Source organism: Paenibacillus sp. FSL K6-0108 (assembly GCF_045040695.1).
In the GTDB taxonomy this organism is placed as follows: Bacteria; Bacillota; Bacilli; order Paenibacillales; family Paenibacillaceae; genus Paenibacillus; species Paenibacillus pabuli_B.
This window is the reverse complement of the sequence record NZ_CP150288.1, coordinates 4767990-4781047: the sequence shown is the minus strand read 5'-3', so window position 1 is coordinate 4781047 and position 13058 is coordinate 4767990. Positions and strand designations below refer to the sequence as shown.

At 44.7% G+C, this 13058-nt stretch carries 12 protein-coding genes; 9 read left to right on the top strand and 3 right to left on the bottom strand.

What is annotated here, in order from left to right; translation table 11 throughout:
- Nucleotides 1-158: 158 nt before the first annotated feature.
- Nucleotides 159-803: a spore coat protein gene (locus tag MHB49_RS21575; protein WP_405157212.1), complete on the bottom strand. Its 645-nt coding sequence runs from the start codon at nucleotides 801-803 to the stop codon at nucleotides 159-161.
- Between the two features lie 152 nt (nucleotides 804-955).
- Here MHB49_RS21575 and MHB49_RS21570 point away from each other — a divergent pair, with 152 nt between their 5' ends.
- Both MHB49_RS21570 and MHB49_RS21565 read left to right on the top strand, forming a co-directional pair.
- Nucleotides 956-1684: a DUF1361 domain-containing protein gene (locus MHB49_RS21570; protein WP_405152950.1), complete on the top strand. Its 729-nt coding sequence runs from the start codon at nucleotides 956-958 to the stop codon at nucleotides 1682-1684.
- A gap of 75 nt (nucleotides 1685-1759) precedes the next feature.
- Nucleotides 1760-2785 (top strand): serine hydrolase domain-containing protein, encoded by a 1026-nt coding sequence (locus MHB49_RS21565; RefSeq protein ID WP_405152949.1) that lies wholly within the window; start codon nucleotides 1760-1762, stop codon nucleotides 2783-2785.
- A 104-nt stretch (nucleotides 2786-2889) separates the two neighbouring features.
- Here MHB49_RS21565 and MHB49_RS21560 read toward each other — a convergent pair whose 3' ends face one another.
- Entirely contained in the window at nucleotides 2890-3846 is a 957-nt protein-coding gene (locus MHB49_RS21560) for a serine hydrolase domain-containing protein (RefSeq protein WP_405152948.1), read from the bottom strand.
- Between the two features lie 276 nt (nucleotides 3847-4122).
- Between MHB49_RS21560 and MHB49_RS21555 the strand changes: the two genes are divergently transcribed.
- The 3 genes from MHB49_RS21555 (at nucleotide 4123) to MHB49_RS21545 (ending at nucleotide 6789) form a co-directional block, all read left to right on the top strand.
- Nucleotides 4123-5199 carry an ankyrin repeat domain-containing protein gene (locus MHB49_RS21555; RefSeq protein WP_405152947.1) on the top strand — a complete coding sequence of 359 codons (1077 nt, stop codon included), beginning with the start codon at nucleotides 4123-4125 and terminating at the stop codon, nucleotides 5197-5199.
- 160 nt (nucleotides 5200-5359) lie between these two features.
- Nucleotides 5360-5944, top strand: a complete 585-nt coding sequence (locus tag MHB49_RS21550; RefSeq protein WP_405152946.1) for a cupin domain-containing protein — start codon at nucleotides 5360-5362, stop codon at nucleotides 5942-5944.
- 170 nt (nucleotides 5945-6114) lie between these two features.
- On the top strand, nucleotides 6115-6789 hold the full coding sequence (locus MHB49_RS21545) for a hypothetical protein (RefSeq protein WP_405152945.1): 675 nt from the start codon (nucleotides 6115-6117) through the stop codon (nucleotides 6787-6789).
- Between the two features lie 167 nt (nucleotides 6790-6956).
- Here the strand turns inward: MHB49_RS21545 and MHB49_RS21540 are convergent, their stop codons facing one another.
- Complete coding sequence (locus MHB49_RS21540; protein WP_247898102.1) at nucleotides 6957-7844, bottom strand: LysR family transcriptional regulator; 888 nt, start codon at nucleotides 7842-7844, stop codon at nucleotides 6957-6959.
- 112 nt (nucleotides 7845-7956) lie between these two features.
- Between MHB49_RS21540 and zwf the strand changes: the two genes are divergently transcribed.
- The 4 genes from zwf (at nucleotide 7957) to MHB49_RS21520 (ending at nucleotide 13049) form a co-directional block, all read left to right on the top strand.
- Nucleotides 7957-9474 (top strand): glucose-6-phosphate dehydrogenase, encoded by a 1518-nt coding sequence (gene zwf / locus MHB49_RS21535; RefSeq protein ID WP_405152944.1) that lies wholly within the window; start codon nucleotides 7957-7959, stop codon nucleotides 9472-9474.
- 41 nt (nucleotides 9475-9515) lie between these two features.
- The gene (fsa, locus tag MHB49_RS21530) at nucleotides 9516-10181 is read left to right on the top strand and encodes a fructose-6-phosphate aldolase (protein ID WP_024630525.1); all 666 of its coding nucleotides are present in this window, start codon (nucleotides 9516-9518) and stop codon (nucleotides 10179-10181) included.
- Between the two features lie 59 nt (nucleotides 10182-10240).
- Nucleotides 10241-11659, top strand: coding sequence for an NADP-dependent phosphogluconate dehydrogenase (gene gndA / locus MHB49_RS21525; protein ID WP_405152943.1), 1419 nt, complete (start codon nucleotides 10241-10243; stop codon nucleotides 11657-11659).
- A gap of 286 nt (nucleotides 11660-11945) precedes the next feature.
- Nucleotides 11946-13049, top strand: coding sequence for a metallophosphoesterase (locus tag MHB49_RS21520; RefSeq protein WP_405157211.1), 1104 nt, complete (start codon nucleotides 11946-11948; stop codon nucleotides 13047-13049).
- Nucleotides 13050-13058: the final 9 nt, after the last annotated feature.

The following is a 13058-nucleotide window of genomic DNA, read 5'->3' as shown; positions in this document are numbered from 1 at the left end:
ACCAGTTCCTGGTAAGCGAATCAACTACAAAATCCTTAAAGATGTGTTATCCAAGTGATGTGGCAAACACCAGATGATTCAGAAAACAAAGAAGAACAGCATCTTACAACCCTGGTCGGTCGAAGATACTGTTCTTTGTTGATCTAACTTATTTTAAATTAATGGAGAGGCGGTTTATTGTTAGTTGGCATCTGAGGTGTTCCGTTTGCTGGAACGTATGCCTGAAGCATCTGGGTGGTATCATTTGCGTTGAGTTGAGGCACTTGATAATAGGCGTGTTGATTTTGATACATAAAAATTTCATAGGCCATCTCGATAAATTGTTGTACCTGTGAAGCGATGACTCGACGCACGGCTCCATTGGTAATTTCAGGCGCAGACATGGCCAGCAGAGAGGCATGAGACTTGATTAATCCCAGCATATGACCGCTGATGCCTGCATCCTTGACATCTGAAAGGGATTGGTTGGGCTTTTTCGGAGCAGACGGTTTCAGACCATATACAGGTGGTACGATGTTTGGAATCATGTAGGTTGCAGTTTCCTGACTTGGTTTGTGTCCAGTTGAGAAACATTCTGCAGTCAGGTTGTACTGAGACAACATGAAGTTGTATTGACGATCAAGAATAGAAAGAAGTTCGGTATCTTGTACAAACGTTCTGAAGATCATGTATTGATCCAACACGTTGATGGCTCCTGACAGAATTTCATGCATATCGAACATTTCATGTCCGCCATGGTTCATCTGAGGGGTGAGACCTGGATTGGCATTAGTTGCGGATTGATTTCGGTTTTGAGGCTGCATTGAATTTGGATTCATTGTGAATTTGATTCTCCTTTGGGAAATGGTATGATCCTAGTATGCTCTTTATCAGTAAATTTATGTAATGTGTATTGGCTATAAGTAATGGGTGCGGAACTGAATGTATTTCATTGGATCAAGTGAGGTAAATATCATTGAGAAAACTGAATTATATCAAAATATTTATTTTCCTTAGTGTAGTCACAGTGGTGACCCTTGGTTTGTATTACGCGGCTGCGGATTGGCTGGACCAGCACTATTTTCGCTTCCTGATCTGGAACCTGTTTTTGGGCTGGATACCTTTTGTATTCTCCTATGTGGCTTATGGCTTTAGCCATGTAAAATGGAAAGGGGCAGCATGGTTTGCCGCTGCAAGCGGACTGCTCTGGCTATTGTTCTTCCCGAACTCTTCCTATATTGTAACGGATCTTGTGCATCTGACGGCTCGCAGTTCTCGTTATTATGACAGTGGGAATGGGCTGGCCTACAAGTACTGGTATGACTTAATCGTGGTCTTAATGTTCGTTTGGACGGGGTTACTGCTCGGATTTCTGTCGATGTATCAGCTTCAGGAAGTGATCCATGACAAGATGGGTCGATGGGTTTCATGGGTCTTTGTACTAGGGGGATGTGCACTGGGGAGTTACGGCGTCCTGCTGGGACGTGTATATCGCCTGAACAGCTGGGATGCGTTGACCAATCGAGAGGCGCTGGTTGAACTTATGCATGAGAGTGTTAGTCATCCGTCGCTTGCTTTCTGTATGTTCTTTGGCACATTTATGCTTACGATTTATGCAACGCTGTATTATCTGATTAATACAAGATCTTCCCGTGATGGGAAGACGAAGGCTGGAAGTTCAGAAACGGGTCTGAATGGTTTGTGATAAAGAACTGGGGGATGTATAAATAGCCAGTTGACTGGAATGCGAAATCGGAACGAAAGTCAGGTGAACACGGGAATGACAAGTATAACGGATCTGACACGCAACATAGAAGATGTGATGGAGAACGTAGATTTTTCGGGCGTAGTCTTGATAAAACATAACGGGCATACCCTATTAAACAAAGCACGTGCATATGCCAATCGAAGTGATGAACGTTTCAATCAGCCAGATACACGGTTTGGCATTGCATCTGGATGCAAGATCTTTACGGCCGTAAGTATAGGTCAATTAATCGAGCAAGGTAAATTAACATATGATTCCAGGTTGGCAGATGTCTTGAGTATTAAGTTTCCACAATGGGATCAAGGCGTTACAATTCATCAGCTGTTGACACATACTTCAGGCATCCCCGACTATTTTGATGAAGAATTGATGGAGGACTTCGCTGAATTGTGGAAGGAGCGGCCCGTTTATTCAATGCGGAAGCTGAATGATTTTTTGCCAATGTTTCAGCATCAGCCCATGAAATCAGCTCCAGGTGAACGGTTTCACTATAATAATGCGGCATTTATCGTATTGGGACTCATTGTTGAAGAGCACTCGGGACAGTCGTTTACGGACTATGTGGAACAATATATTTTTAGGAAATGCGGCATGTCGGATTCGGGATATTTTGTAACAGATCAGCTTCCGCGTAATACGGCAATCGGTTATATGGATCATGATGACGGCTCGTGGACCAGTAATATTTTTTCCATTCCTGTTAAGGGTGGGGCTGATGGTGGAGCTTATACCACTGCGTCCGATATGATTCGCTTTTGGAACGCGTTATTATGTCATGAATTATTGAGCGGAGAAGCAACGGAAAGGTTAATTTCGCCATATGTGCATGAGGATGCTGATACTTATTATGGCAGGGGAGTATGGATTGATCAGAGAGGGAATGACATATTTAAATATCATGTGATGGGTTTTGATCCCGGGGTATCTTTCATGTCTTCCGTATACCCTGATTACAACGTGCAAGTTGTTGTCCTCTCCAACAAAGAATCGGGTCCTTATCCGATAACGCTTGCCGTGGAAGAGGCTTTGGTAAGATGATCTTAATTTTAACGAAAAAGTGAAACAAATAACCCTATAATTACTAGTCAAGGACAGGTGAATTATGGGGTTATTTGCTATGTGACCAAAATCAAAGTTACGGTCTATAGGAGTTTTGCCAATTGAGGTGCAATCCGTTTGGGGAATACATCCAGCGGAGGCTTTTCCTTCTTTCGTTTGTCATTGGTGAGCACGGCAACCAGTTCCAGTGCCGGGACGATATATATAAATTGACCACCAAATCCACGCGCGTAGTAATAGTGGAGTATGGGAGTGGGATGTCCCGCATTCCCAGTACCAGCCTCTGAAGTTTCGTTGGGATAGTCATCGACCCACCAATGCCACGCGTAACGACCATGATTGGGTGGTGTAACCGTAATAGCAGGTTTTGTAGAGCGGCATACAAGATCACTCGAAATCAGCGATTGCCCATTCCACACGCCCTGCTGCAAAAACAGATTTCCGAATTTCAGCAAATCCCCTGGCAGCATCTTTAAGCCGAATCCCCCGGTATGTACACCCTGTGGGTCACTTTCCCATTCGTATTGTTGGATCCCTAACGGACCAAATAGATAACGTTCCGCGAACTCAGCGACAGACATACCTGAACTTTGCATGAGGATGGCAGACAATATCTGTGATACCCCTGAATTGTATTCCATATATGTACCTGGCACATGACTTAAGCGTTGCTCCAACGCAAAATTCACCCAGTGATCCGTACGCGTCATACGTGGAAATGAATTCTGGCCTCCGAATTCGTCCCAGTTGAATCCGGCCGTCATGGTTAATAACTGCTCCAATGTAATCTCCGGTTTGCGAGGGTCAGGGTCTGACAACAGCTGCGGGAAAAAGGTGGAGATCGGTGTGTCAGCCTCCGGCAGAACCCCTTGATCCATCGCAATACAGATGAGCGCGGACAGTACACTTTTGGTACAGGAATTGACTTTTGCAATATGGGTTGCTGCTTCTTGATTACGGTAGTGCTCGTATATAATCTCACCACGTACGCTGAGTAAACAACTGCGCAGATCCAGCGGCGGGATGATTTGCTGTAACATGGATGGTATGGATGAAGGATTCATAGTGTCCTTTCTTGTAAGGGATTTATCCCATAAATTGAGGGTTCTTTAGAAAAAGCTTTGAACCATTATCTTACCATATGATTAAATAAGTTCTCAATTCATATAGCTCGGACTCTGCCATTCGTAAGAACTGTCCTACATTATACTGGAATATAATTTTGGGGAGTGGGTTTGTACAAATGAAATGGATAGCAAGTATACTATTAATAAGGAGCATTACAGGACTTGTAATTCGAGAGGGAGGTCACACCTTTGTTCAAAATCGGAAATCAAGGAACGTTTGAAACGCTACCTGATGAAGCAATGGCGATATACAAGGGAGACGTTATCGCTGTAGAAGAATTCATTAAACAGGGAATGGACCTCGAAGAAAAGATTACAATTAGCAAATACATAGCGTTGACATCATTGGATATTGCTCTAATCACCAATCAGCAGGCAGTGGTCAAGCTTTTGTTGGAGCATGGTGTGAACCTGAATGTGAAGAACAATCCAGCGATCCTCAAGGCGGTCAGATACTGCGGGGAAGATACGGTTCGATATTTGCACGAGCATGGAGCTGCATTAAATGGACTTAATCATGTGAAGTCAAGTGCTTACGACGAAGCATATTACGGCAACAAAAAGAACATCGTAGTGCTGAAAGACCTCGGACTGGATATTCGAAAATATGGTGGTAAAACGTTACGTCACGCTGTTTCCAATCACGATCTGAAAATGGTCCAGTATTTGCTCGACGAGGGCGTGGACATTGATTATAACGCGCCGGATATGGTGTATCCATATAAGGCCACACCGCTTACGGTAGCGGCTCGCAACAACAATATGAAGATGGTTCATTATTTGGTAGAGCGTGGAGCGGATGTAACCATTCAAGAGAAGGATGGGGAGCGGGCGTATACGATTGCGGTCAGTCAGAAGAACGCAGAAATGGCAGAGTATTTAAAAGCTCATGAGCCTCAAGACTTTCACAATCTGAGCAACAAAATGCATGAACTCAAATCATACAAGCTGCCTGATGCATTGATTCATTTTTTAACTGAAAATACACGCAGAATGAACTTGCCGGAAAATCCGTCCGGTGTGGGGTATATCGAGTTCTTTCATCTGATTGATACGGTCGAAATGAAGATGGGCAGACAGAAACTGCTGCGCATATCCTCTGATGTGGATCAGTACTCCCATATCCTGATCGTCTGGAATCCAAGCAAAAAAATGATTGGCTACGCTGACATTGAACATCAGGAGCATGGAACAATCTCCACGTTCGAAGCGTTCGTGACCGATCCCGCATTATATATGGAGAATCTTCTGAATTTAGATTGTTAGTAAGCGATTATTAGTACGAGTGATTTAATGAATTTATAGTATTCTACTAAGCTTAATCACTTCAACAAATCTGACAGAATCGTGTCCCCGGTATTATCTCCACCTAATCAGGCATACAGTACAACAATGAGATGTACGCCTACAAGGAGGAAACAGCGGTATGACTAATCCGATTCTGCAAGCCCCGAATGTTCAGCTGGCGGCCGATTCGACAGCGGTGTTGAATTATCAGCGTGACTCGCGAAATTATGTTACCCAGTTGTTTGGGGAGCAGCTACCTACGATCAAGAATGGATTTTTCAATGTATACATGAGCAAAGGCATTATTGTTCAGCCTCATTGGCACACAAATGTGACCGAAATGATTGTTCTGATCAATGGTGAGATCACTACCTCAGTCTTTGATCCGTTCAAGCGCGAGCGGATAAGTTATCACTTGAAGCCTGGTCAGGTGTCGATTTTCCCTCAAGGATGGTTCCATTGGTTTGTAGCGGAGACAGACGATGTGCACCTGTTAACGATATTTGATCAACCGACACCGGATATTGTACTTGGGGCAGATTTTCTGGTTGCAACACCTCCCGAAGTTGCACATCGGGCCTACTGTATTGACGAGGAGGCATACGCCAAAGCAATAGCGTCCATCAAGAATGACGCCATTTTGGGACCGCCGATTGGCTGCGTGGATTCTGTTTCCGATCAGGCAATCAAAGCTTCCAAATCCTCCAAAAACTCAAAAGGATGACAGCATCACGTTCTGCTATTAATTGACCGATTTTAGGCCCATGACCGGAAAATTTTCCGGTCATGGGCCTATATTTTGTTTCAATTAACACGTTACAAATTCTCTGTTAAGATAGGCATAACAGTGGTTTGTTACAGTAGTAGCAATCAAAGAATGTGGGGGTACGATTCATGACCATGACTGAGCAGGAAATGCTGGAAACCGCGATGAGCTATGCACCTGTATTGATGTTTGATCGTAATGAACCCTTTTACCCGGATTTTGTAGGCGTTTCCATACTGGCTGAATCGGGACCTTCACCATCATTTCAGCGAGAAATTCAGGTCCCTGTTGAGGCAGTGCAGTATGTGATTGAATTCTCGATTTGGTGGGATTACGAAATTGGGCATTTGTACGAAATGGAACATGTATGGATATATGTGGGCCATGACGGAGAAGTTGCAGACTGTGAAGCCAGCTTTCATGGCAAAGTGCTTCGGGGATTGCTGAAGGATCGGGTCAATGTGGTGGAGCGACATGTATGTCTTTACTCGCAGCCAGGCAAACACGCTTTTTCACCATTGCCTGTTGTATTCGAACTGCTGCCTAATCTGTACAGTGCAGCAGGCGTCAATGCGGGTTGCGACGGTCTGCTCGTGAACGAGATGTTCAGAGGTTATTTCGAAACCAATGAACAAATTGATGCCAGCGTGAGGAGTTTCCTGCAGACCAAGGCGTTTATTCCCTCTATGGAGTTTGAGGAGTATTTGCTTGAGCCGAGTGTATTCATGCCTTGGGACCAACTGTTCGCTATAATCCCTGAGAGAATTGAGGCTAGATTAAGAGAACTTGGAATAGAACGGTAAGTCGATTGTAAATGCATAATTTCGAGGTGTATCTACTTCAAAAAGAGAATCAATTTCAGTTTCATAATAGTTTCTCATTAGTTATTAAGCAGGCAAGTATGCATAACAAAAAGTGCTTCATCATCCTTCTAGGGTGAAAAAGCACTTTTTTTGTTGAACCACGAATCTTATTCCGTTTTGAAAATGAGATCCATAAACCGGTTGGCCGCCAGAGAAATCGGCATATTTCGCTTGGTCATGATGCCCACATGTGAGGGTGGCAAAGAAACATCCAACTGAATTTCGAAGAGAGAGCCTTCTTCCAGCTCTTTGGAAATAAATTCACGGGTGACATACGATATGCCCAATCCCCGCCGTGCAAATTCAATTAACAAATCTACGCTTCCGACCTCAATCTCCGGTTTAAGTGTGTAGCCATAGCTGTTGAACAATTCAGTAATCGCCATGCGAACCCTGCTGTTCCGCGAAAAAAGAATCAGCTGATGCTCCATCAGCATCTCCAGTGTCATGACTTTTCCCTTGAGCTGCGCATAACGTTCCCCCGCAACGAAGCAGTCTTTGAGCTGGATACTTTCCCTGACCTCAAGCTGCGGATCAACAATGGGCATTCGCACAACACCCAAATCAATTTTGCCTTCTTTCAGAAAGGTTATGACTTCCGGCGTTGTCCCATGACTTAGATGCAGCTTGATGTTAGGGTAGAGCACATGGAATTCTTCCAGATAGGACAGCATGTAATGCTTGAACAGCGAATCACTGCCACCAATCCGTAGTTCTCCGTTGTCTAAATTCTTCAATGCAGCCATTTTCTCCTCGGCCAGCGAGATCAAAATTTGTGATTGTTCAATATAGGAATACAGACTTACACCTTCCTGTGTTAGCGCAACTCCCTTGGAGTTCCGGTAAAACAACGTGAGACCAAAGCTTTCTTCCAACTGTTTAATGGCATGACTGACACTGGGTTGAGTAATATATAGCGCTTTGGCGGCTTGGGTCAAACTGCCTGTTTTGGCAGCCCAATAGAATACCTTATATAATTCATAATTTGTCGTCATAGATATCGTCTATAGCTCCTGTGAAATATATTAATTACTTGTATGGCTATAAAACGTATTATAGTGTAACTACAGCAAAGAAACCAGAGTTACTTGGAAGGAGAATAGTGAGATGGAACCAACGAGCATTATTTTATTTGGTGCGACTGGCGATTTAGCCAAAAGAAAAATATATCCAGCCTTATATAATTTATATATTGAGCAGAAACTTCCGGCATCCTTCTCGCTGATTGGCTTGGGACGTAGAGAGTGGTCTGATGAATTCTTTCAGGCACAAGTGGAAAAATCATTAAATGAATTTTCCAGACGTCCGGCTGATCCTGAGGTTGTGAAATCATTCGTGCAGGCTTTCCGCTACAGTGTATTGAATATAAGCCATAAGGAAGATTATAAAGAGCTGTTACATTTGGTTGAACAAAGAGAAGCAGAGCTTGCCATTCCTTCCAATCGTTTGTTCTACCTTTCAGTTGGTCCAGAATTCTTCGAACCCATTGCAGAAAACATTCAGCTAAGTGGACTTGGATCAACTGAAGGCTGGAAACGCCTTGTGATCGAGAAGCCATTTGGACATGATCTGCAATCGGCTCGTGACCTCAATCGCAAATTAAGCGAGGCGTTCACAGAAGAAGAAATTTATCGAATTGACCACTATTTGGGCAAACCGATGGTGCAGCGTTTGGAAACCTTGCATCAAAGCAATCCGATCATGAAGGCGTTGTGGAACAACCGTTACATCTCCAATGTGCAGATCACCGCTAATGAGACTGTTGGCGTGGAAGAACGGGCATCCTATTATGATCATGTAGGCGCCGTGCGTGACATGTTCCAGAATCATATGCTGCAATTGCTTATGATGATGGCGATCCAGCTTCCATATAACAGCACCTCGGAAAAAGTCGGTTTGAAGAAAAAACACATCATGGAATCGATCCAGCCACTGCAAAAGCAAAACGTGGGTGCAAGTGTCATTCGCGGACAGTATGCTGAAGGAAACATCCAAGGCAATTCCGTTAACGGATATGCAGCTGAACCGGGTGTTGCCGAGAATACGATGAATGATACGTTTATTGCTGCCAAATTGCAGATTGATGACTTCTTCTGGCGCGGAGTGCCTTTCTATATCCGTACCGGTAAACGAATGAAGGAGAAATCGACGCGTATTGTCATCGAATTTAAGGAACCATCTGGCCAAGCCAACGTGGTTAACGGTTCCAAGCCGAACCTGCTTGTGATTGAGATGAGTCCTGACCAGAGCATGACGCTGCAGCTGAATGCGAGCGACCCGCAAAATAAAGGGGAGTTCAAACCGGTTCATATCGATCTGTCACCAGATCGTGAGGATCTGGCTGAGGCCTATGAGAACTTAATCCATGATGCATTGCATGGTGATCCAACGTTCTTTGCCCATTGGGATGAAGTAGAGCTATCCTGGGCTTGGGTACAACCTATTCTGGATGCATTCCAGGAGAATTTGCTCCCGCTTCATCTGTACCCGGCTGGAAGCTACGGACCAGCAGAGTCGGATGCGATGCTCGCTGCGGAAGGGCATCACTGGTGGTTTGACCAACCTGCCGATCAGCAGGCTGAAGATGATATTGAAGTTCCTTTGGCTGTTAATGCTAATCTGTAACATAAAAAACAAAAAAACATATCCCTTGGAGGTAATTGAACATGAAATTTTTCATCGATACAGCAAACCTGGTAGACATCAAAAAAGCATACAAAATCGGCGTCCTGTCTGGTGTTACAACTAACCCGTCATTGGTAGCCAAAGAAGGCGTGAAATTCGAAGACCGTATTGAAGAAATTTTGCGTGAGGTACCTGAAGTTGAATCCGTATCTGCGGAAGTAACACCAGATGCGATTACAGCTGAAGAGATGATTGCTCAAGCAGACGAACTGATCAAAATCAATAACAACGACAAAAACATCACAATCAAGCTGCCAATGACACTTGCAGGGCTGGAAGCTTGCCGTTACCTGACCAAAAAAGGCGTGAAAACGAATGTGACATTGATCTTCACCGTAAACCAGGCGCTGCTTGCTGCTCGTGCCGGTGCAACATATGTATCCCCATTCCTGGGACGTCTCGATGATATCTCCGAAGATGGCGTGCAATTGGTTGCCAAAGTCGCTGAACTGTTCCGTACACATAACCTGGATGCACAGATTATTGCAGCTTCGGTAAGACATCCGGACCACGTTACACGTGTAGCCATGGCAGGAGCACATATTGCTACTGTTCCATTCTCCGTCATTGAACAAATCTCCAAACATCCACTGACAGACCAAGGCATGGATAAATTTGCAGCAGACTGGAAAAAAACAGTTCAGTAATAAAGGATTGTTGATCTCGAATTTTACCTACTATATATAAAGAGTATTGGGAGGACATAATGAGTAAACAACAGATCGGTGTCATCGGACTTGCAGTAATGGGTAAGAACCTTGCCCTTAATATTGAAAGCAAAGGATTCTCGGTATCGGTATTTAACCGTTCCCCGGAGAAAACGCATGATCTCCTAAAAGAGGCTGAGGGAAAAAACCTGACAGGTGCCTTCTCCATTGAAGAGTTCGTGGGTTCCCTGGAATCTCCACGCAAAATCCTGATCATGGTTCAAGCGGGTAAAGCAACGGACGCTACCATTGAACAGCTGCTGCCTCACTTGGACGAGGGCGATATCATCATTGATGGAGGGAATGCATACTTCCCTGACACTCAACGCCGCAGCAAAGAGCTGGAAGCCAAAGGTTTTCGCTTTATCGGTGCGGGAGTATCCGGTGGGGAAGAAGGCGCATTGAAAGGCCCGGCAATCATGCCAGGTGGACAAGAGAGCGCTTATGAACTCGTTGAACCGATTCTGACCGCCATTTCCGCTAAAGTAGGCGACGATGCTTGCAGCACATATATTGGACCAGATGGTGCCGGACACTATGTGAAAATGGTACACAACGGTATCGAGTATGGAGATATGCAGTTGATCGGTGAAGCGTATCATTTGCTCAAATCGGTGCTGAATGTGTCCGTTGAAGAACTGCATGCGATCTTCTCCGAATGGAATCAAGGCGAGCTGGATAGCTACTTGATCGAAATCACGGCAGACATCTTCTCCAAATACGATCCAGAAACGGGTAAACCAATGGTTGATGTCATTCTGGATGCAGCCGGACAAAAAGGAACAGGCAAATGGACAAGCCAAAGCGCGCTGGATCTCGGCGTACCATTGTCCATGATTACGGAATCCGTATTCTCCCGCTTCCTGTCTGCAATGAAGGACGAACGTGTAGCAGCAAGCAAAATCTTGAATGGACCAGCAACAGAAGCCTTCTCTGGCGACAAAAAGGCGTTCATCGAGAACGTGCGCAAAGCGCTGTTTGCAAGTAAAATCGTATCTTACGCACAAGGTTTTGCCCAAATGCGCGCAGCTTCCGACGAGTACGGCTGGGATCTGAAATACGGCAACATCGCCATGATCTTCCGTGGTGGCTGCATCATCCGTTCGCAGTTCCTGCAAAACATCAAAGAAGCGTATGACAAGGATGCAGCACTGAAAAATCTGCTTCTTGATCCATACTTCCAAAACATTGTTGAATCCTACCAGGGTGCATGGCGTGAAGTCGTTGCAGCTGCGGTAACTCAAGGAATTCCGGTTCCTGGATTCTCCAGCGCATTATCTTACTATGACAGCTACCGCACTGAGCGTTTGCCTGCTAACCTGTTGCAAGCACAACGTGACTACTTTGGCGCTCACACATTCAAACGTGTGGACAAAGAAGGTTCATTCCACTTCCAATGGATGGATACTAACGAGTAATATGTAATTCTAGATCATTCAGCATTCCTGTGCTCGGTCATGATGTTAGTCAGTCATGAGCGGACGCAGGAATGTTTTTTTATTCAGATGAAGAGCTATGGGTCGACGTATCGTCTATATAATGATTGGAATTCAAGTATCCCAAATTGTAATAAAATGTACGCATCTGAGGAATGGAAACAGATGTCCTCACCCCTTTAACTGCGTTATACTTGTTCAGATGGACTGGAATTTGGTTAAGAGAAAATTCAGCAATCAACTTATTGACGTGGAGGTTAACGGAGGCATGTTTGTACTTGCAGGCATCTTGTTTTTGGTAGTGTACGGTTTATTAGTGTTTTACATAGGACGGAGCGGATGGAGTTGGATGAAGCCTGTTGTATCTGCGAGATTTCGTTGGTTATACATCGTTGCACTTGTATTTCTTGCAGTTTCATTCATACTGGCACGATTGTTTGGAAGCATCTCCTTCCTTAGTGTGATTGGTTCTTATTGGCTCGCGATCTTTTCTCTGCTTTTATTGATCCTGCCGGTAGTTCATCTAACGTTATGGTTACTTAGACTAACCCGTATTCCAAGACATTACGCTCATAAATGGGCAGGTGTGGTCACCCTCGTGCTGTTGCTGTTCACGATGGGCTATGGTATCTATAACGCCTATAGTCCAGTCGTAAGGCAATACAGCATTCAGATTGATAAAAAAGTGGAAGGTGTCGACAACCTTAACATTGTTATGGCTGCGGATATGCACTTTGGCCTGCTGTCTGGCCCTGCTCACGCTAAACGCATGGTGGAAGAAATTAACGCGTTGAAGCCGGATTTGGTACTGTATCCTGGTGATATTATCGATGACAATTTGGATATGTACCTCAAGAGTGGGATTGCGGATATTATCAGCGGCATTCAGGCCCCTTACGGCGTGTACGCCTCACTGGGCAATCATGACAAGTATAATGGTCCGATCGAGGATCTGATTTCCGCTCTGGAGAAGAGTAATATGCAAGTTCTGTATGATGATAAAATTACATTGGACGATAAGATTACACTGATTGGACGGAAAGACCGGACAGAGAAGGATCGGGCAGAAGTAGCGACGTTGATGCAGGATACCGACTTGAGCAAGCCTGTGCTCATGATGGATCACCAGCCTTATGATCTGGATATTGCGGAGCAAAACCATGTGGATCTGGTTGTGTCTGGTCACACCCATCGTGGTCAGATCGCCCCCGCTCAGTTTATTACTAAGGCCATCTACGAGAATGATTGGGGTTATCTCCAAAAAGGGTCCATGCACTCTATCGTGACCTCTGGATTCGGCTTCTGGGGACCTCCGATTCGCACAAGCAGCCGATCCGAGATTGTACAGATTCATGTGACGTTCCAGCAATAATCAGCGATA